The organism is Demequina phytophila (genome assembly GCF_000971135.1).
Lineage (GTDB): Bacteria > Actinomycetota > Actinomycetes > Actinomycetales > Demequinaceae > Demequina > Demequina phytophila.
This window is the reverse complement of the sequence record NZ_BBLW01000005.1, coordinates 240,495-259,468: the sequence shown is the minus strand read 5'-3', so window position 1 is coordinate 259,468 and position 18,974 is coordinate 240,495. Positions and strand designations below refer to the sequence as shown.

The 18,974-nt window shown below is 73.6% G+C and carries 20 protein-coding genes; 9 read left to right on the top strand and 11 right to left on the bottom strand.

The genetic code is table 11. The features are described 5' to 3' along the window. Nucleotides 1-124 precede the first annotated feature (124 nt). The gene (locus AOM01_RS09720; RefSeq protein WP_062292537.1) at nucleotides 125-901 is read right to left on the bottom strand and encodes an EI24 domain-containing protein; all 777 of its coding nucleotides are present in this window, start codon (nucleotides 899-901) and stop codon (nucleotides 125-127) included. 67 nt (nucleotides 902-968) lie between these two features. Here AOM01_RS09720 and AOM01_RS09715 point away from each other — a divergent pair, with 67 nt between their 5' ends. Continuing rightward, nucleotides 969-2,375, top strand: coding sequence for an amidohydrolase (locus tag AOM01_RS09715; protein ID WP_062292534.1), 1,407 nt, complete (start codon nucleotides 969-971; stop codon nucleotides 2,373-2,375). Between the two features lie 9 nt (nucleotides 2,376-2,384). On the opposite strand, the gene AOM01_RS09710 is transcribed toward AOM01_RS09715, so the two are convergent. After that, on the bottom strand, nucleotides 2,385-2,816 hold the full coding sequence (locus AOM01_RS09710) for an OsmC family peroxiredoxin (RefSeq protein WP_062292531.1): 432 nt from the start codon (nucleotides 2,814-2,816) through the stop codon (nucleotides 2,385-2,387). A 152-nt stretch (nucleotides 2,817-2,968) separates the two neighbouring features. Here AOM01_RS09710 and AOM01_RS09705 point away from each other — a divergent pair, with 152 nt between their 5' ends. The 4 genes from AOM01_RS09705 to AOM01_RS09690 are packed head-to-tail and all read left to right on the top strand — an operon-like array spanning nucleotide 2,969 to nucleotide 6,786. After that, nucleotides 2,969-3,565, top strand: coding sequence for a TetR/AcrR family transcriptional regulator (locus AOM01_RS09705; protein WP_062292528.1), 597 nt, complete (start codon nucleotides 2,969-2,971; stop codon nucleotides 3,563-3,565). Next, nucleotides 3,565-4,344 (top strand): hypothetical protein, encoded by a 780-nt coding sequence (locus tag AOM01_RS09700; RefSeq protein ID WP_062292525.1) that lies wholly within the window; start codon nucleotides 3,565-3,567, stop codon nucleotides 4,342-4,344. The genes AOM01_RS09705 and AOM01_RS09700 overlap by 1 nt, the downstream gene beginning before the upstream one ends. After that, nucleotides 4,341-5,597: an aminotransferase class III-fold pyridoxal phosphate-dependent enzyme gene (locus tag AOM01_RS09695; protein WP_062292522.1), complete on the top strand. Its 1,257-nt coding sequence runs from the start codon at nucleotides 4,341-4,343 to the stop codon at nucleotides 5,595-5,597. The genes AOM01_RS09700 and AOM01_RS09695 overlap by 4 nt, the downstream gene beginning before the upstream one ends. A gap of 7 nt (nucleotides 5,598-5,604) precedes the next feature. Further along, complete coding sequence (locus tag AOM01_RS09690) at nucleotides 5,605-6,786, top strand: MFS transporter (RefSeq protein ID WP_062292519.1); 1,182 nt, start codon at nucleotides 5,605-5,607, stop codon at nucleotides 6,784-6,786. Here the strand turns inward: AOM01_RS09690 and AOM01_RS09685 are convergent. Further along, a complete protein-coding gene (locus tag AOM01_RS09685; RefSeq protein WP_062292515.1) occupies nucleotides 6,783-7,634 on the bottom strand; it encodes an HAD family hydrolase in 852 nt (283 codons plus the stop codon). The two genes, AOM01_RS09690 and AOM01_RS09685, sit on opposite strands and share 4 nt — an antisense overlap. Nucleotides 7,635-7,800: 166 nt before the next feature. On the opposite strand from AOM01_RS09685, the gene AOM01_RS09680 reads away from it, so the two are divergent. Then, complete coding sequence (locus AOM01_RS09680) at nucleotides 7,801-8,511, top strand: gamma-glutamyl-gamma-aminobutyrate hydrolase family protein (RefSeq protein ID WP_062292512.1); 711 nt, start codon at nucleotides 7,801-7,803, stop codon at nucleotides 8,509-8,511. Between the two features lie 4 nt (nucleotides 8,512-8,515). On the opposite strand, the gene deoD is transcribed toward AOM01_RS09680, so the two are convergent. Genes deoD through AOM01_RS14620 form a run of 3 tightly spaced genes read right to left on the bottom strand, consistent with a single transcriptional unit; the run spans nucleotide 8,516 to nucleotide 10,420 of the window. Then, nucleotides 8,516-9,220: a purine-nucleoside phosphorylase gene (gene deoD, locus AOM01_RS09675; RefSeq protein ID WP_062292509.1), complete on the bottom strand. Its 705-nt coding sequence runs from the start codon at nucleotides 9,218-9,220 to the stop codon at nucleotides 8,516-8,518. 26 nt (nucleotides 9,221-9,246) lie between these two features. Beyond that, complete coding sequence (locus tag AOM01_RS09670) at nucleotides 9,247-10,158, bottom strand: PfkB family carbohydrate kinase (RefSeq protein WP_062292507.1); 912 nt, start codon at nucleotides 10,156-10,158, stop codon at nucleotides 9,247-9,249. Nucleotides 10,159-10,207: 49 nt separating this feature from the next. After that, nucleotides 10,208-10,420 carry a hypothetical protein gene (locus AOM01_RS14620; RefSeq protein ID WP_062292504.1) on the bottom strand — a complete coding sequence of 71 codons (213 nt, stop codon included), beginning with the start codon at nucleotides 10,418-10,420 and terminating at the stop codon, nucleotides 10,208-10,210. A 58-nt stretch (nucleotides 10,421-10,478) separates the two neighbouring features. Between AOM01_RS14620 and AOM01_RS09660 the strand changes: the two genes are divergently transcribed. Beyond that, nucleotides 10,479-11,105, top strand: coding sequence for an alpha/beta hydrolase (locus AOM01_RS09660; RefSeq protein WP_062292500.1), 627 nt, complete (start codon nucleotides 10,479-10,481; stop codon nucleotides 11,103-11,105). 69 nt (nucleotides 11,106-11,174) lie between these two features. Continuing rightward, complete coding sequence (locus AOM01_RS09655) at nucleotides 11,175-12,251, top strand: class I SAM-dependent methyltransferase (protein WP_062292497.1); 1,077 nt, start codon at nucleotides 11,175-11,177, stop codon at nucleotides 12,249-12,251. On the opposite strand, the gene AOM01_RS09650 is transcribed toward AOM01_RS09655, so the two are convergent. Continuing rightward, nucleotides 12,239-13,141 (bottom strand): NUDIX domain-containing protein, encoded by a 903-nt coding sequence (locus AOM01_RS09650; RefSeq protein WP_062292494.1) that lies wholly within the window; start codon nucleotides 13,139-13,141, stop codon nucleotides 12,239-12,241. The genes AOM01_RS09655 and AOM01_RS09650 overlap by 13 nt on opposite strands. After that, nucleotides 13,138-14,394 carry a DUF2254 domain-containing protein gene (locus tag AOM01_RS09645; RefSeq protein ID WP_062292492.1) on the bottom strand — a complete coding sequence of 419 codons (1,257 nt, stop codon included), beginning with the start codon at nucleotides 14,392-14,394 and terminating at the stop codon, nucleotides 13,138-13,140. The genes AOM01_RS09650 and AOM01_RS09645 overlap by 4 nt, the downstream gene beginning before the upstream one ends. Before the next feature lie 83 nt (nucleotides 14,395-14,477). On the opposite strand from AOM01_RS09645, the gene AOM01_RS09640 reads away from it, so the two are divergent. Then, complete coding sequence (locus tag AOM01_RS09640; RefSeq protein WP_062292483.1) at nucleotides 14,478-14,978, top strand: glutathione peroxidase; 501 nt, start codon at nucleotides 14,478-14,480, stop codon at nucleotides 14,976-14,978. Here AOM01_RS09640 and AOM01_RS09635 read toward each other — a convergent pair. From AOM01_RS09635 to AOM01_RS09625, 3 genes are all read right to left on the bottom strand, one after another. Then, nucleotides 14,966-15,583, bottom strand: coding sequence for a YitT family protein (locus AOM01_RS09635; RefSeq protein WP_228374268.1), 618 nt, complete (start codon nucleotides 15,581-15,583; stop codon nucleotides 14,966-14,968). The two genes, AOM01_RS09640 and AOM01_RS09635, sit on opposite strands and share 13 nt — an antisense overlap. Before the next feature lie 58 nt (nucleotides 15,584-15,641). Then, entirely contained in the window at nucleotides 15,642-16,901 is a 1,260-nt protein-coding gene (locus AOM01_RS09630; protein WP_062292481.1) for an MFS transporter, read from the bottom strand. Nucleotides 16,902-17,015: 114 nt separating this feature from the next. Beyond that, nucleotides 17,016-18,965 carry an acyl-CoA dehydrogenase family protein gene (locus AOM01_RS09625; RefSeq protein ID WP_062292479.1) on the bottom strand — a complete coding sequence of 650 codons (1,950 nt, stop codon included), beginning with the start codon at nucleotides 18,963-18,965 and terminating at the stop codon, nucleotides 17,016-17,018. Between the last annotated feature and the right edge of the window lie 9 nt (nucleotides 18,966-18,974).

The following is an 18,974-nucleotide window of genomic DNA, read 5'->3' as shown; positions in this document are numbered from 1 at the left end:
AACCCCGCACGCCCGCACCCGCAAGCCTCGTCGGCATCAACTTCCCCGACACCACAATCGAAGCCCAACGACTCCAAGCAGCTTGACAATGCCCGACCGGCCCCGCGGCCCCGCGCGTCGGCGGTCAGACCGTGCGGAGCGCATCCTCGGGGAGGCCACGGACCAGCAGGGTCGCGCCCACCACCGCCGCCGGCATCGCGAGCACCGCGCCGAGCGGGAGCAGGAACAGCAGGAAGACGCTGGCGCCGAACCCGATCACGCGCAGCCGGTACGGCCGTAGCGCCCGCACGCGGTCACGGCGAGCGACCACGCCCCGCCGCGCCAGCGGGTAGGCCGTCAGCTCGATGGCGAGCAGGCGCCCGCCCACGAGCGCGCCGACGGTGAACGCGGTCGCCGACCCGACCAGCGGCAGGAGCCCCACGACGAGGAGGACCAGAGAGACGCCGAGCGAGATCGCGAGAGTGACGAGCCCCTCCGCCAGACCACGTCGGAGGGCGGGCCACCACGCCTCCTCGGGCGCGGCCGCGAGATCCGCGTCGACGCGCCTCGACATGGCCTCGAAGAACAGCCCGCCGATCGCGAGGGTCAGCGTCGCGAACAACGCGACCGCGACCAGGGACGATGCGGCGAGGACGGCCACGGAGGCCGTCACCGAGACGAGCGTCGCCAGCCAACCCTCCCGGGCGCCGAGGCCGTCGGCGATCGCCTCGCCGATCGCGCCGAGGTGGAGGACGAGCACCGTCAGCGCCACGCCGAACACGGCGGCGACGATCGCGCCGGGGACCATGCCGAGCAGCATGAGGCGCGGCGCACGCGCCCAGCCGCGGAAACCATCCGCGGCCGTGCGAACGCCGGCGATCACCTCGGCGGCGGGGCGGGGGACGGCGCGGGCGGCTGGCATGGCGCCGATGCTATCGGCGCCCCTGCCCCGGGACTACAGTGACGCGCAGCCCACCCGAGGAGACCCGATGCACGACCTCATCCTGCGCGACGCGCGTCTTCCCGGGCGGGACGCTCCCGTCGACCTCGCGATCCACGCGGGCCGGATCGTCGGCGCCGCGACCTCGAGGGGTCGCGAGGAGGTCGCCCTCGACGGCCGGCTGGTGATCCCGGGGCTGTGGGACGCGCACGTGCACTTCGGGCAGTGGGCCCGCACGCGCGGCAGACTCGACGTCTCCGCCGCCGGCTCCGTCGCGGAGGCGTGCGCCACGGTGAGGGCCGCGACCGCGGACGGCCTGCTGATCGGCTTCGGGTTCCGCTGGGCCACGTGGGCCGACGCACCCACCGCGGCCGCCCTCGACGAGGCGCGCCCGGCACCGACCGTGCTGCTCTCGGGCGACCTCCACACGGCCTGGGTGAACACCGCAGCCGCGCGCGAGCTGGGCTGCCGCGCCGGCCTGCTCCGCGAGGACGAGGCGTTCGCGGCGGAGCGGGCCCTGGATGCCTCGCCGCTTCCCCAGGCGGCCGTGCAGGACGCGGTGCGCGCGGCATCGTCCCGAGGTGTCGTCGGCATCGTGGACCTCGAGTTCGCCGACACCGTCGAGCAGTGGTCCGCGCGGATGGGTGCCGGGATCGACGGGCTGCGCGTCTCCGCCGGGTTCTACCCCGACCTGCTCGACGCCAGGATCGCCGCGGGCGCGCGCACCGGCGTCGAGGTCGACGGGACGCGCGGGCTCCTCACGCACGGCCCGCTCAAGGTCATCACGGACGGCTCGCTCAACACGCGCACGGCGCACTGCACGGACCCTTATCCGGACGGCGGAGTCGGCGTGCAGAACGTCGACCTGGACGCGCTGACCGCCCTCATGCGCCGCGCCACCGCGGCAGTCATCCATTGCGCGATCCACGCGATCGGCGACGCCGCCAACGCCATCGCCCTCGACGCGTTCGACGCGAGCGGCGCCCGCGGCACCATCGAGCACGCCCAGCTGCTCGCGGACTCCGACGCCGCCCGGTTCGCCGCGCTCGGCGTGACCGCGAGCGTCCAGCCCGAGCACGCGCTCGACGACCGCGACGTCGCCGACGAGCTGTGGACCGGCCGCACCGGCCGCGCCTTCCCGCTCCGGACGCTGCTCGACGCGGGCGCGCGCGTGGCGCTCGGCTCCGACGCGCCGGTCGCGCCGCTGGACCCGTGGATCGCGATCGGCGCCGCGGTGCACCGCACCCGCGGCGACCGCGCCGCCTGGCACGCGGAGCACGCGCTCACCGTCGACGAGGCCATCGCGGCGAGCACCCGAGGCGCCGTCGCCCCCGGCGAGGTCGCGGACCTCGCGGTGCTCGACGCGGACCCGTGGGAGGCCGGCGCGGACGCGTTGCGCGCCCTCCCGGTCGCGCTCACGCTCGTGGGAGGGCGCGTCACGCACGCCGCGCTGTAGCCCGCTCGGCTACTCCGCGACCAGGGTCGCGCTCTCCAACGAGATGTCGACGCCCGCCAGCGCCTTCGACACGGGGCAGTTGGCCTTGGCGTCCTCCGCGAACGCGGAGAACTCCAGCTGGTCGATGCCCGACACCTTGCCGTGAACCGTCAGCATGCTGGACTTCACGCCCACACCGGCCTCGAACTTCACCTCCGCGTCCACCTTCACCCAGGTGGGCGGGGTGCCGTTCTGCTCGAGCGCGAACGACAGCGCCATCGAGAAGCACGAGGCGTGCGCCGCCGCGAGCAGCTCCTCGGGCGTGGTCGCGCCCGCGCGGCCCTCGGAGCGCGCGTTCCAGTCGACCTCGAACTCGCCGTTGCCGGACCCGAGCGTCGCCTTGCCCTGACCGGTGGTGAGACCGCTGTACCAGTCGGCATGCGCCTTGCTTGAGACCTCCATGGCCACTCCCTTGCTTGATCACGTCGTCGACGGCGGCCGCCGCCTCCCCCCACGTTACGGCCCTGTTAAACCTTCGTGCAGACCCTTGCGGGCGCGTCCGTCGCGATGAGAGCGTCTCCCCCATTGGACGACCGTCCAACATAGGAGGACCCATGCGGATGCCCCTCGCGGAACGCCGGGCCGCGCTCGTCGACGCCACGCTCGCGGTGGTGGAGCGCGACGGACTCTCCGGCGCCTCGGCGCGCACGATCGTCACGCAGGCGGGCATGCCGCTCGGCGCGCTCCACTACGCCTTCACCTCGATCGAGGACCTCATGGCCGCCGCGGTCGACGCCGTGACCGAGCAGGAACGTCTCGCGGTCGAGCACCTCCTGGCCCACGACGGCACGGTCGAGGAGGCGCTCCGTGCGGGGCTGACGGCGTACGTCGACCTGCTCGCCGAGCGACCTGCCCGGGAGCTCGCGTACCTCGAGCTCATGCTCCACGCGTCGCGCGTGCGGCTGGACGGCCCGCCCGCGGCGGGCCGCTACGCGCCGTCCTACGCCGTGGTGGCCGGGCTTCTCGACGGCGTCGCCGCGCGCGCCGGCGCGACCTGGGCCACCCCGCCGGACGTGCTCGCGCGCCACGCGGTGGCCATGCTCGACGGGATCACCACCACGTGGCTCGCCGACCACGACACCGCCGCGGCTCACGCCACCGCCCGCTTCCTCGCCTCCGCCCTCGCCGCCCACGCCCACCTGGAGGGGTGATGCTCACCGACACCGACCCGCGCGTCCTCGCACACATCAACCTGTTCGCCGTGCTCGGCGCGCTGCCGAGCCTCGCGGAGCACGCCCCTGAGGCGCGGACCCTCCTCGACCGCGTCGACCGGCCCACGGCGGTGCGGATCCGGGCACGCGGCCTGCCCGAGCACGCCCTCACGTTCACGCGCGACGGCGTCACCGAGGGCGCGGCGGGCGACCGCACCGTCACCCTCCTGCTCCGCTCCCCCGCCCACCTCAACGCGATGGTCGACGGCACCGCGCAGCCCGTCCCGATCGCCGCGCCCGCCGGGCTGCGCTTCCTCACCCAGGTGTTCGCACCTCTCGCCGACCTGCTGGGGCGCTACCTCAGGCCCGCCGACGAGGACCTCGCGGATCCGGCGTTCGCGGAGACCAGCGCGGTCCTCGCACTCCACGTGGCCGTGGCCGCGATCGCGCAGGTCGCCAACACCGACCGCTCGGGGCGCTTCTCCGCGGGGCTCATCCCCGACGGGCAGGTCGCGCTCGAGGTCGGCGACTCGCTCGACCTGCGTCTCCACGCGCGCGACCACACGCTCACGTTCGACCCGGCCCCCGCATCGTCCCCCGCCAGGGCCGTGCTGGCGTTCCGCGACCTCGACGTGGCGGGCGACGTGCTCGCCGGGCGCGCCAGCGCGCTCGCCTGCCTGGGCGACGGCTCGATGGCGATGCGCGGCTTCATCCCCATGATCGACAACGTCAGCCGGATCCTCGACCGCGTGGGCCACTACCTCGGAGAGCAGCCATGACCGCCACCGCCACCACCCCGTACACGTACACGCGGAGCCGCGAGGCGTTCGCACGCGCCCAGCGCGTCATCCCCGCCGGCATCCCCGGCCACCAGGGCCCGTCCGAAGGCTGCTACATCCCCCAGGCCGCCTTCCCGCTGTTCAGCGAGCGCGCCGAGGGGTCGCGGTTCTGGGACGTCGACGGCAACGAGTACCTCGACTACATGTGCGGGTACGGGCCCAACGTGCTCGGCTACGGCGACCCCGTCGTCGACGCGGCAGCCCGCCGCCAGGCCGCGCTCGAGGACGTGGTCACCATCCCGTCGACCACGATGGTCGACCTCGCGGAGCTGCTGGTCGACACCGTCGCCAGCGCCGACTGGGCGTTCTTCGCCAAGAACGGCGGCGACACCACCACGCTCGCGGTGATGACCGCGCGCGCCGCGACCCGCCGCAAGAAGGTCGTGTTCGTCAAGGGCTACTACCACGGCGTCGCGCCGTGGACCCAGAAGCTCGACTACCCCGGCGTGCTCGAGGAGGACGTCGCGCACAACCTGTCCGTGCCGTGGAACGACCTCGCCGCGCTCGAGGCTCTGTTCCAGGAGCACCGCGGCGAGATCGCCGCGTTCATCTCGACCCCGTACATGCACGGCAACTTCGTCGACAACGAGCTGCCCGCCGACGGCTACTGGCAGGGCGTGCGACGCCTGTGCGACGAGCATGGCGTGGTGCTCATCATGGACGATGTGCGGGCCGGGTGGCGCCTGGACCTCGCCGGGTCGGACCACCACTACGGGATCCAGGCGGACCTCATCTGCTTCTGCAAGGCGATCGGCAACGGCTACAACCTTGCCGCCCTGTGCGGTCGGGAGCCGCTGAAGGAGACCGTCGCCTCGCTCACCTACACCGGGTCGTACTGGATGAGCGCGGTGCCGTTCGCCGCGTCGATCGCCACCATCACGCGCCTCAAGGAGCTCGACGCCCCCGCGTTGTTCCGGCGGCGCGGCACCCAGCTCACCGAGGGGCTGGTCGAGGCCGCCACGGGCCACGGCCTCACCCTCATCGCGTCCGGCGAGCCCGCGCTGTTCTACCTGCGGCTCGCGGACGACGACTCGCTCATGCTCCACCAACGCTGGGTCGCCGAGTGCGTGCGCCGGGGCGTGTGGTTCACGTCCCACCACAACCACTTCCTCAACGCCTCCCTCACCACCTACGACATCACCCGTACGCTCGAGATCGCCGACGAGGCGTTCGCCGTCGTCGCCGCCGGATAGGAGAGCCGTGAGCGCGTCCCCCGCCACCTCGCAGTCCCTGCCCGTGCGCACCGCCCGGCTGGGCGTGTACGCCGCCTACGCCGCGCAGGGCCTCGGTTACGCCACCGTGGTGACCGCGCTGCCGCAGCTCAAGGCGCGCTACACGATCGACGACGACACCGTGTCCCTCATCACGCTCACCGTGGTGATCGGCGCCGCGGTCGGATCGATGGTCGCGGACCGCGTGGCGGTGCGCCTGGGCTCGCGGGCCGCGGTGGTCCTCGGGCTCGCGCTGCAGGCCACGGCGCTTCTCGCGGTAGCCGCGCCCGTGCCGCTGCCCGTGTTCTGGGCGCTGTTCGGCGTCTACGGAGTCGGGTTGGGCTGCGTGGACGCGTCGGCGGCCATGCAGGGCGTCATCGTGCAGCGCAGGATCGGGCTCGCCGTCATGGCCTCCTTCTTCGCCGCCAACACCGCCGCGTCGATCGTGGGCGCGCTGGTGATGTCCGCGGGCGCGGGGACGTCGCTGGGGGCGAGCCTGGGGCTCGCGGTCGCCGGTGTGGGCGCGGCGGCCGTGGCCGTCGCGGGACGCCGCGTGCTCGATCCCGTCCGCGAGCGGGCCGTGGAGGCGGGTGGCGCGCGCCCGCCGCTGCCGCTGCGCGGGCTGTTCGTGGTGGGCATGGTGGTCTTCGCGGCGTTCACCGCGGACTCGACCGTGTCGACCTGGTCGACGGTCCATCTCGCCGACGGCGTCGGCGCCTCCGCCACGGTGGCGCCCCTGGGATACGCGGTCTACGCGGGCTTCACGCTGCTCACGCGCCTCACCTCGGACCTGGTGGTGCGGCGCTACGGGCGGGCGCACCTCGCGGTCGTGACGGTCGCCGTCGCGATCGCGGGCCTGATCCTCGCCGGCCTGGTGCTGACGGAGTGGGCGGCGCTGGCCGGCTTCGCGCTCGCGGGGCTCGGCGTGGGTGCGCTCGTGCCGCTCGCGTACGCGGCGGCCGGCGATCTCGACCCTCGTCGCTCCGACGAGATCGTCGCGCGCGTCAACCTGTTCACCTATCCGGGATCGCTCATCGGCGCCGTCCTGCCGGGCCTCATCGCGTCCGGCTCGGGGATGGGCGCGTCGTTCCTGCTCGCCGCCGTGCTGCTGCTGCCGGCCCTGGGCGCGGTGCGGCACTTCCGCGCGCGCGGCGAGGCGCGGGTCGCCTAGCGCACGGGATGCTCGAGGAGGCGCCGCAGCGTCGTGATGACGCCCGCGTCGGTGTTCGCCGGCGCCATGTAGCGTGCGCGCTCGGCCACCTGCGGGTGCGCGTTGGCCATCGCGAACGACAGCTCGGACGCGTCCATCATCTCGAGGTCGTTGAGGTAGTCCCCGAACACCACCGTCTGCGCGGGCGTGACGCCGAGCGCGCTCTGGAGGGCACGCACCGCGACCCCCTTGTCGACGCCGAGCGCCATGATGTCGATCCAGTGCCGGTCCGAGACCACCACGCGCAGCGCGTCGCCATCGAAGCCCTCGAGAGCGGGCGCCGTGTCGTGCGCCGCTTCGCCGAAGTCGTAGATCGCGACCTTGAGGATGTCGTCGTCGACTCGCGTGAGGTCGTCGACCACCTCGAGCGCCGCGTAGTAGGGCTGCGCCTTGGCGAGGAACGCCTCGTCGGAACGCTCCACGTACGCGGAGCGCTTGCCGCACACCACCGCCCCCACGTCGTAGCCCGCGAGCGCGTGGGCACGCAGCACGCCCACGATCTCGGGCATCGCGTCGCCCGGCAGCGGCGAGGCGGACACCTCGACGTCGCCCCGGCGCACGTACGCGCCGTTCTCGGCGATCACCACCAGGTCCTCGCCGAGCCGCTCGAACTGCCGCGCGAGGGTCGCGTACTGGCGTCCCGACGCGGGAGCGAACAGCACGCCGCGCTCGTGCATGCGGTCCACGAGCGGCCAGATCGCGTCGGGGATCCGCTTCGCGGCGTCCAGCAGCGTGCCGTCCATGTCGCACACCACCAGCCGGATGTCGTGCGGCCCCTCGGGGACGTGGAACGCGTCGGGCTGGGTCATCGATCCTCCTGCGGTCGGTGCGTGTCCAGCCTAGTAGGGGGACGATGCGCGACCCGCCGGGGTGGGTCCGCCGCCCGCCACCGGTCCCGGATGGTCATCGCGGCCCTCGCAGGAGCGCTAGATTCCTCGACCAAGGGGCGGAGACGTCCCGGGATTCGGGGGAACCATGGCCGCACCGGTGATCGGCGCGACGTCCTACGTCGAGGACGCGAGCACAGGCGTCTGGCACGAGCGCGCGGTGTGGCTCCCCGATGCGTACGTCGCGCCCCTGCGCGACGCCGGCGCGGTGATCGCTGTCCTGCCGGAGCAGGATCCCGCGCTCGCCGAGGACGTGCTCGCGCGGATCGACGGCCTCTACCTCACCGGCGGCTACGACGTCGATCCCGCCGCGTACGGCGCGGAGCCGCACGCGGAGTGCGACGAGCCGCGTGCCGGCCGGGACGCGTGGGAGCTCGCGCTGGTGCGCGCCGCCCTGGCGGCGGGCAAGCCGATCCTGGGAGTCTGCCGCGGCGCGCAGCTCCTCAACGTCGCCCGCGGGGGCACGCTGCACCAGCATGTCCCCGACGTGGTGGGCCACGACGACTACCAGAAGGGCGACGCGATCTTCCGCGAGCTCGGCGTGAGCGTCCTGCCCGACACCCTGCTCGCCCGCCTGCACCCGCTCGAGCGCGACGTGCCCATGTACCACCACCAGGCGATCGACCGTGTCGGCGAGGGGCTCGTGGTGTCGGCGCGCAGCGTGCACGGATTGGTCGAGGCGGTGGAGGACCCGTCGCAGGTGTTCTGCCTCGCGCTGCAGTGGCACCCCGAGCACGACGAGCTCACCGCCGTGTGGGACGCGTTCGTCGCCGCCGCGCGGGTGCGCGCCGGCAGGTAGCCCGCTACAGCGCGAGCGCGATCCGGGCGGCCGCGTCGAACTGCGTCTCGCGCTCCTCGGCGGTCATGCTCTCCCCCGTCACCAGGTGGTCGGACACGGTGACGATCGCGAGGGTGCGCACCCGCTCCGCCGCGCCCACGGCGTAGAGGGCCGCCGCCTCCATCTCGACCGCGAGCGTGCCGTGCGCGGTGAGCGCCTCCGTCAAGGCCGGGCGCTCGAGGTAGAAGTGGTCGGATGTGAAGACGGCTCCGGTGTGGACCGTGGCACCCAGGTGGGCGGCCTCGGCCCGCTCGGCCGCGGCTCGGGCCAGCGAGAAGTCCGCCAGATGGCTGAACTGCACCCCGGGGATGCGGCTTGCCGTCATCACGGAATCGGTGTGCGCTCCCGTCGCGATGATGACGTCGCGCACGGCCACGTCGGTGCTCATCCCTCCGCACGTGCCGACCCGCACGATCTGCCGGACGCCGTACTCACGGGCGAGCTCGGTGGCGTAGATGGTGATGGACGGCGCGCCCATGCCGGACGCCATGGCGGTGACGCGTCGCCCCTCCCACGTGCCTGTGAAGCCCAGGATGCCCCGGACGTCGGTGACGAGCTCGGCGTCCTCGAGATAGTCGGTGGCGATGCGTTCGGCGCGCTTGGGGTCGCCGGGCATGATCACGCGGTCCGCGATCTGGCCGCGCTCCGCGCGGATGTGGGGGGTAGGCATGGCGCCACCCTCTCACGTCCCGGCCGTCACCCCGCGCGTTGGAGGGACAGGTACTCCTCGACGTCCGCGAGGGTGGGGATCGAGTCCGCGGAGCCGGGCCGCTGCACCGCGAGCGCCGCGGCGGCCACCGCGACCTCCGCGGCCTCGCTCACGGACCGGCCGGCGGCTACCCCCGCGGCGAGCGCGCCGCAGAAGGTGTCGGTGACAGCGGACGAGTCGAGCGCGTGCGCGACGTAGCGCGGCAGGCGCCTCACGCCACCGGCGTCCGCGATCACGGAGCCCCGCAGACCGCCGAAGGCGATCACCGTGGGTACGCGTGTCGCCAACGCGGCGACGGCGTCCTCGAGCGTCGCGTCCGGCATGCCCGCGGCCTCCCGGACCTCATCCAGATCCACCACGACCACGTCGACGGCGCCCAGGATCACGTCGAGCTCGCCCACCTGCGGACCCGCGTCCAGGATCACGGCCGCGCCGGACCCACGCGCGAGCGCCGCCGCGTCGAGCGAGCCCGCCACGGGCGTCTCCAGCTGGAGCAGCAGCACGCCGGACCCGCGGATCGTGTGCGCCGCGCGATCCGACACGCCGTCAAGCGTGGCGTTGGCGCCGGGCAGCTCGATCACGGTGATCTCCCCGTGCTCGTCGACGGCGATCATCGCCGCCCCGGTGGCGCGCCCGTCGACCTCGTCGACGCATGCCTCGACGCCGGACTCGGCGAGGCAACGCAGCAGCATGGTGCCGTGGTCGTCGGATCCGACGGCGCCGACGAAGGCGGTGCGTGCGCCCATCCGTGCCGCCGCGACGGCCTGGTTCAGGCCCCGGCCTCCGGGCCCCATCTCGAGGTCATGGCCCAGGGTCACCTGCCCGCGGCGCGGCAGCTCGTCGACCAGGACACGGAGGTCCGCGTTGGCGCTGCCGAATACCGTGACGTCGCGGTGCACGAGGCCTCCTGTCCTGGCGACGCGCGTCGTTGCGCGCCCTACGGCGAGTCTAGAGGTCGGCCTTCCAGTGGAAGCCGCCCTCGATGGCCTCGCGCATCGCCTGCATCGCGTTCGCGATCGTCGTCTGGTACGTGCGCGACTCGTCGCTCGTGGCGGCTGTCGCCTTGGTGCGGGCGCTGCGCTCATGGAACGCGAGGTACGTGACGATGCGCGCGCGCTCCACGGCGCCGCCGTCACCGGTCTCGGACGTGGGTTCGCTCATGGTTCCGCATCGTACGCGCGCACCCCCTGGTGGCCGGGGAGCCGCGATACTGGGGCGCGTGACCACGCTCCGCTCCGTCCTGTCGCCCGCGCCGCCCACGCCCGTGTCCCCCACCGTGGCGCTGTTCCTTCACGGATTCGGCTCCCACGAGCACGACCTCGCGGCGCTCGCCGGCTGGCTGCCCGCCGGCCTTCCGTGGGCGTCGCTGCGCGCGCCGCTCGAGACGGGCTACGGCGGCGCGGCGTGGTTCCCGCTGTCCCCCGACGGCGCCATGGAGCAGCCGGCGATCGACGACGCCACCGAGGCGGTGTGGGCGTGGGTCGACGCCACGCTCGCACCCGACGCCACCATCGTCCCCGTCGGCTTCTCCCAGGGCGGCCTCATGGCGCTCCAGCTGCTGCGCACCCGCCCGGACCGCGTCCTGGCGCCGGTGGTCCTCGCGGGCTACGTACCGGAGGGCCCTCAGCCCGCGGACCCGAGCCTGGCGGACTCGCGACCGGCGGTGTTCTGGGGCCGCGGCGACGCGGATCCGGTGATCTGGGCCGATGCCGTCGCGCGGACCCGCGTGTTCCTGGCCGCGCACGCGAGCGCCGAGACCCGGATCTACCCCGGGCTGGGCCACTCGATCTGCGAGGAGGAGCTGGACGACGTCCGCGGATTCCTGGACGCCCACCTGTCCGCTTGACGCGACGCGTCAGGCGCGGTGCCATGGAGGGTGGCGTCGCCCGCCCCGGTGCGACGGGGAGGAGCCCGCATGTCCCCGCATGCGCAGGCCGACGCGGATTCCTGGGCGGAGCACGTCCTCGGAGCGGCGATCGGGGCGATGGACACCCTGGCGATCCACCTGGGCGACCGGCTGGGCTGGTACAGGGCGCTCGCCACCGGCGGTCCGCACACGCCGGAGTCGCTCGCCGCGGCCACCGGAACCCACGCGAGGTACGCGCGCGAGTGGCTCGAGCATCAGGCGGTGAGCGGCATGGTCGTCGCCTCGGAGATCGACTGCGAGCGGTCCTACTCGCTCCCGCCCGGAGCCGCGGAGGCCCTCACCGACGGCACGTCCCTCGCCTACGTCGCCCCGCTCGCGCGGATGGTGGCCGCAGCGGGCGTGCAGATGCCCGCGCTCGTGGACGCGTACCGCTCGGGCGGCGGGGTGAGCTGGGCGGACCTGGGCGACGACGCACGGTGGGCGCAGGCCGACGTCAACCGGCCGTGGTTCGAGACGATGCTGGCGCCCGCGCTCGCCGCGGTGCCGGACCTCGACGTGATCCTGTCGCGGCCCGGCGCGCGCATCGCCGACGTCGCGTGCGGCGCCGGGTGGTCGGCCTTGGCGTTAGCCCGCGCGTATCCCACCGCGCGCGTCACCGGGGTCGACGTCGACGAGCCCTCGATCCTCCGTGCACGCGCGAACGCCATCGAGGCAGGCGTCGCTGACCGCGTCGAGTTCCTCCACGCCGACGCCGGCGCGCTCGAGGGCTCCTACGACGCCGCGTTCGTGCTCGAGGCGTTGCACGACATGCCGCGGCCGGTCGAGGTGCTGGACGCCATCCGGCGGGCGGTGCGACCGGACGGGGCGGTGGTCGTGATGGACGAGGCCGTCGCCGAGTCCCCCGCGGAACCCGGCGACATGGTCGAGCGGCTCATGTACGGCTACAGCATCCTGGTGTGCCTGCCCGACAGCATGTCCGCGCAGCCCAGCGTCGCGACCGGCACGGTGATGCGGCCGGGGATCCTGCGCGGCTACGCCGAGGACGCCGGCTTCGCCCGCGTCAGCGTGCTGCCCATCGAGGACTTCGCGTTCTTCCGGTTCTACCGGCTCCATCACGACGCCTGAGCGCCGCCCTCGCCCTCCTCGAGCAGCCGCAGCAGCCAGCCGGAGCCGTGCACCACGGCGACGTCCTCGACCCGTGCCCGCAGCCCCCGGTCGGACGTCACCACCGTCGGCTGCCACCCGTCCGCGGCGTAGGCGTGGGTCCTCGCCACCAGCGCATCGTCACCCGAACCCTCCGCGTGCAGCGAGGCCACGCCTTCACGTCCCTCCGCGGCGCGGCCGACGCCTTCGAGAACCACGGTCATCCGCGGATGCCACGCGTCCAGCGGCAGGCCCAGCGCGGAGGCCGGGATGCCCCGGGCCGCGAGGCCCGACAGGCGGTCCAGCAGGCGCTGCGCGGCGCCCGCGCGGTCGCGCCACCAGCCGTCCGGCACCGAGCCGACCACGTTGGCGGCATCCACGACGAGCGCCGGTCGGTGCGTGAGCGACTCGCGCAGCGCGGGCCAGGAGGACGCGAAGCCGGGGTGCAGCTCGAGCTCTCCCACCCGCTCGAGGGGCACCCATGCGAGCTCGAGGCTCTCCTGATCCGCGGCGACGGGCTCGAAGGACCTGGTGACTCGCGCCACGACCGTGGTGTACGTCCAGATCTCGCGGTCGAGCACGTGGACCGCCTCGGGACGGACCGCGCCGGCGGGAACGCCCGCCTCCTCCGCGGCCTCGCGCAGCGCGGCGTCGAGGGCGTTCTCGCCGCGGTGGCGCGCACCGCCCGGGATGCCCCAGGTGCCGCCGTGATGGCTCCACGCCGCGCGGTGCTGGAGGAGGATCCCCCGGCCCGGGTCGTGCGCGAGCAGCCCGGCGGCACCGAACGCACCCCAGTAGCGGGTGCCGTCGGAGGCGAACGCCCAGTTGTCTCCCGGGTCGCGGTGCGCGGGCAGCGGAGGGGGCGTGGTCACGTCGCGTCCTCGCCGCGCGCGACCGAGGCGGCGGCTCGGATCAACGCCCGGTCGTGGGGGTCCGTGAGCCGCTCGAGCGCACGCCGCTCCGCGCGCCGCGACGCCTCGCGCAACGCCACGAGGCGCGCGTCCTCCGTCAGGCCCGCCAGGCCCCCGATCACCTTCTGCACCCGCAGCCCCACCTCGACCAGCGCCGCGCCGTCGCGTGCGATCGGCCGGATCGCATCCTCGACCAGGTCCTGGAGCTCCACCGGCGGCACGTGGACGCGCGGGTGAAGGATCTCGCGGTCGGGCTCGGTCGTCAGGGTCACCGTGAGCACGCGCAGGACCGCGTTGAGCGCCTCGATCGCGGTGCCGGGATCGTTCGTGGAGGGCGAAAGCGCGCGGCTCCCGATCTCGCCCAGCGCGATCATGCCGAGCCTGGCGTCCTGGTCGTAGGTGCGGTGCCTCTCGATCAGGACGGCGCTACGGACGGATCGCTCCGCGTCGTCGTTCCGCGGGCCGTCGACCCGGGCGAGCTCCTGGCCTCGGGCGACCACGGCGCCCGCCCGGACCTGGAGATGCACGCGTAGCCCGTCGGCCTCCGCCGCGCGTCCGACCGCCTCGACGTCCACATGCGTCACCACGCCCGCCCCCTCGGCGAACACGGGCCACGCGCCGGCCGGGGCGTCGATGGGAGCCACGCCGCCGAGGTACGGGTGACGCGCGTCGGCGGCGGCCGCCTCGCACGCCGCCGCCTCGACACGGTTGAGCACATCGGCCATGCGGCCGAACCCGACCAGGTGCTGGATCCACCGGAGCAGCGTCACCACGATGATGGCGATGACGACCAGGGTGCCGATGTACAGGACGATCCGGCCCTCCTCGCCGTAGTAGCCGGTGGCGAGCGCCGCGATGCCGACGACGGCGAACACGAAGGAGCCCAGGAAGGTCGCCAGCGCGTGCTGCGAGGTCTGGTCCTGGATGAGCAGCTGCGTGGCCCGCGGCGTCGAGGAGGACGCAGCGGTGGCGTAGGCGGACACCATGACCGTGAGGGAGAAGGTGGTGGCGGCCAGCATCGACGTCGCGAGGATCTGCAGCATCGTGCGGACGGAGTCCTGCCCCAGGTCCACGGGGACGGCCGCGGTCGCCCACTCGCCGGCCGCGCCCGCCAGCAGGGCCACCAGCACGGCGGCGCCCGCGAACGCGGCGAGCCGGAACCACAGCCGCCGGGTGAGGCGAAGCGCGGCGACTCGCCAGCGGCTCGTGTTCATGGCGACTCCCTTCCCTGCCCCATCCTGCCGGGCGGCGGCCGTCGACGAGCGCCGGCCACGCGCAGGGGTGCAAGGATGGTGACATGTCCACTCTTCACGACTTCACGGCCGTCGCGCTCGACGGCGCGGAGCGCTCGCTCGCGGACCACGCCGGGTCGGTGGTGCTCGTGGTGAACACGGCATCCAAGTGCGGGCTCACCCCGCAGTTCGAGGGCCTCGAGGCGCTCCACCGCGAGCTCGGCCCCGAGGGCCTGGTGGTGCTGGGCTTCCCGTGCAACCAGTTCGCGGGCCAGGAGCCGGGATCCTCGGAGGAGATCGGCGAGTTCTGCCAGGTGAACTACGGCGTGAGCTTCCCGATGTTCGCGAGGATCGACGTCAACGGCCGCGACGCGCACCCGCTGTACACGTGGCTCAAGTCGCAGACCCGCGGCCTCACCGGCGGCGCGATCAAGTGGAACTTCACGAAGTTCCTGGTGGGACGCGACGGCCGCGTCATCCGCCGGTACGCGCCCACCACGGAGCCCGCGGCGATCGCGGAGGACATCCGTGCGGCGCTCGCGGTCGTGGCGGCTCAGCCGAAGTAGCGTCCCGGCCGGTGGTTGATCGCGACCACGAGGTTGAGGAGCACGCCGCCCACGATCGAGCACAGCAGGATCCACGGGTTCACCAGCGCGACGGATGCCGCGATGACGCACAGGTCCAGCGCGAGCTGGACGTAGCCGGCACGCCAGCCGCGGGTCTTCTGCAGGTACTGCGCGAGGATCCCGAAGCCACCCGCGCTGGCGCCGTGGCGGAACAGCACGATCATCCCGGTGCCCACCGCCAGGCCGGCGAAGATCGCCGCGTACATGGGGTTGAGCGACGCCACGTCGATGAAGTGCGGGTGCAGGCCCACGCCCACGGAGATGAGGCCCACCGCCGCGAGCGTCTTGACCGTGAACGCCCACCCCATCCGGCGCACGGCCAGCCAGTAGAACGGCACGTTGATGAGGAAGTACACGAGCCCCAGCGACCAGCCGCTCACGTAGCTGGTGAGGAACGCGACACCGGCGAGCCCGCCGGTGACGCCGTCGATCGCGCTCAGCAGGTACATGCCCCACGACATGAGGAACGCACCGATGAGGACCGCGAGCACGTCCTCCCACAGCGCGTGCCTCTTGACATCGACGGGCGGCTCGATCACGGTCACGGCTGGTCCTCCAGGATGCGGGTGGCGCGCCGTCCGGAGGGACGATGCGCGGGCCGGGTCAGCGTCCCGGGCTCGCGGCGACCCGGTCGCCTTCGGCCGCCAAGGAGGCTACCGCATCGTCCGCCGGGGCGCGGGTGACGGCCCAGCCCGCGACGGCGGCGAGGACGCCGGGCACGCACAGCGCGAGACCGACCCACGTGGGTGCGAGGTAGCCCCAGCCGGCCGCGATGACCGCGCCGCCGAGGAAGGCGCCCAGGCTGTTGCCCATGTTGAGGGCCGAGTGGTTGACCGCCGCCGCGATGGTCTGGCTGTCGCCCGCGACGTCCATCAGCCGGGTCTGGATCGCCGGCGAGATCGCGGACGCGGTCGCGCCGACGAGGAAGAGGCCCGCGAGCAGGCCGGGGACGGTGCTCGCGGCGAGCCCGAGGATGAGGAGTGAGGCGGCGAACGCCCCGAACAGCTGGAATACCGCGCGCATGGCGCCGCCGTCGGCCATCCGCCCGCCGGCGATGTTGCCCACCGTCATGCCGAGGCCCAGCACGATCAACGCGAGCGGGACGAACGCCTCGGAGGTGCCTGTGACCTCCGTGGCGAGCGGCGACACGTACGAGTACACGGCGAAGAAGCCGCCGAAGCCGAGCGCGCCGGTCGCCAGCGCGCACCAGACGGCGGGGCGCGTGAAGGCCGACAGCTCCCGGCGCACGGTCGCGTGCGGGTCGCCGGGGGCCCTGGGGACCAGCAGCGCGATCGCGACCGTGGTGAGGGCGAAGATCGCGGCGACGCCGAGGTACGCGATGCGCCAGCCCGCCTGCTGCCCCACCCAGGTCACCACCGGCACGCCGATCACGTTGGCGATGGTGAGGCCCGACAGCACGAACGCGACGGCGCGACCGCGCTTCCCCGCACCCATGAGGTCGGCGGCGGCGAGCGCGGCGACGCCGAAGTACGCGCCGTGGGGCAGGCCCGCGAGGACGCGCGCCGCCACGACGGTCTCGAACGTGGGCGCCAAGGCGGATGCGATGGTGCCCAGGGTGAAGGCCGCGGCAAGGACCATGAGGAGCCCCTTGCGCGGGAAGCGCGCGGCGACCGCCGCGATGGTCGGAGCCCCGATCACCACGCCGATCGCGTAGGCGGAGATCACGATCCCCGCCTTGGCGATCGCCGCGTCGGGGTCCTGCGCGTACAGCGTCGGGAGCAGATCCCGCGCGATGTCGGGCAGCAGCCCCATCGCGACGAACTCGGTGGTGCCGATCCCGAAGCCGCCCAGGGCGAGCGCGAACAGCGCCCAGCGGGTGCGTGCGGGGGTGAGGACGGTCATGACGGTGCGCCTGTCTGCGAGGGGGCCTGAAGCCGCTCGCCGTCGAGCGCTGTTGGTCACCAGTCAACCACGGCGGCCGGCCGTGGATTCCTGGAAGCGCTCTCGCGTCCCGCGTCAATCCGCGAGCACGGCCGCCGTCAGCCACGAGCGAGGGATGCCGAGCCCCTCGACCAGCGCGAGCGCGTGTGGCCGCAGCTCGCGGCACAGCGCGTCGATCTGGTCGCCGATCGCCTTGGACCGGCCGGCGGTCACCCGGTTGTGCTCGAGGAACCACGCGCGGTCGCGCGCGATGCTCGACAGCGCGTACAGGCTGCACACGCGTTCGAGCACGTCCGTCGCCTCCCGGTCCTCGCACGCGTCGATCGCCTTGACGAACGCCGCGAGCACCACGCGCTCCATGTGGGCGCGTGCCACGAACTGCACGTGCGGTCCGAGCCGGTTGAACGCCTCGAACGTGTCGCCGCCTGACTTGGCGGCGGCACGCATGCGACGCGCGAGCGACTCGAGCGAGTGGCGCTCGCGATCCTCGAACATCAGCGCGTGCCAGCCGCGGTCCACCAGCGTGGTCTCCTCGGGGCGCCGGCGCGCGGTGCTCGCGAGCCGGTCGAGCATGAGCCCGGCCGCGGTGCGCTCCATCACCATCTCCCCGAGCGCCCTCGTGGTCGCCTGGACCACGCCGCTGCGATCGAGCTCGCTCCAGGCGTGGCGGTAGTCGGTGAGCAGGGCCTTGGTGACCAGCTGCATCAGCACGGTGTTGTCGCCCTCGAAGGTCGCGAAGATGTCGACGTCGCCGCGCAGCGCGGTCAGCTCGTTCTCGCTGATGTAGCCCGCGCCGCCGCAGGCCTCGCGCGCCTCCTGGACCGCGGCGTTCGCGAACCATGTCTGCATGGCCTTCATCCCTGCCGCGAAGGTCTCGAGTTCGCGCTGGTCGCGCTCGGTGCTCTCGTCCTCGCCCTGGACGTGGACCAGCGCCGCGATGAGCTCGTTCTGAGCGGCGCCGTACGCGTACGCCTGCGCGAGGAGCGGGAGCAGGCGGCGCTGGTGCACCACGTAGTCGAGCAGCAGCACGCCATCGGGACGCCCGGGCGCCGGGAACTGGCGCCGCCGCAACGCGTGCCTGGTCGCGATCGAGAGCGCCCGCCGCGCGGCCATCGCGCCGCCACCGCCGACGCACACGCGACCGCGGACCAGCGTGCCGAGCATGGTGAAGAACCGGCGGTTGGGATCGGCGATCTCGGATCGGTAGACGCCCTCCGCGTCCACGCCGCCATAGCGGTCGAGAAGCATGCGACGCGGCACGCGGACCCGGTCGAAGGCGAGGGTGCCGTTGTCGATGCCGAGCAGTCCGCCCTTGTGGCCGTGGTCGCCCGCGGTGACGCCGGGCAGGGTGCGGCCCTGCTCGTCGCGGATCGGGACGAGGATCGCGTGGACGCCGTGCCGCTCCCCCGCGACCACCAGCTGGCCGAACACCGCCGCCGTGCGGCCGTCGCGGGCCGCGTTGCCGATGTACGCCTTGGTGGCAGCCGCGGTGGGCGAGTGCACCTCGAACTCGTCCGTCTCCCGCACGTACGTGATCGTCGTCTCGAGGCTCGCGACGTCCGAGCCGTGACCGAGCTCCGTCATCGCGAAGCATCCGAGCAGCTCCATCGAGGTCACGCCGGGCAGGAACGTGTCGTGATGCCACGCCGTTCCGAGGTTGGTGATCGCGCCTCCGAACAGCCCGAACTGGACCCCGGACTTGATGGTGACGGAGAGGTCGGCCTTCGCCAGGGTCTCGAAGGTGAGCACCGCCTCGAGGGGGTCCGCGTGGCCCCCGGCTCGCTCCGGTACCCCCGCCGAACCGAAGCCCGCCGCGTCCAGGGCTCGCAACCGCGCGAGGCACCAGTCCCGCGACTCCTCGACGCCGTATGCGACGGGGCGCAGCGCATCGTCCGCGGGGAAGGTCGCGAGGGCGACCGCCCTCTCACCGGCGTACGGCCCGTCGAGGGCGGTGCGCAACGCCGCGCCGAGCGTGGTGAGGCGCTCGTCGAGGGCGGGGGCGGTGGGCTCGTCGGTCAACGTCATTGTTGCTCC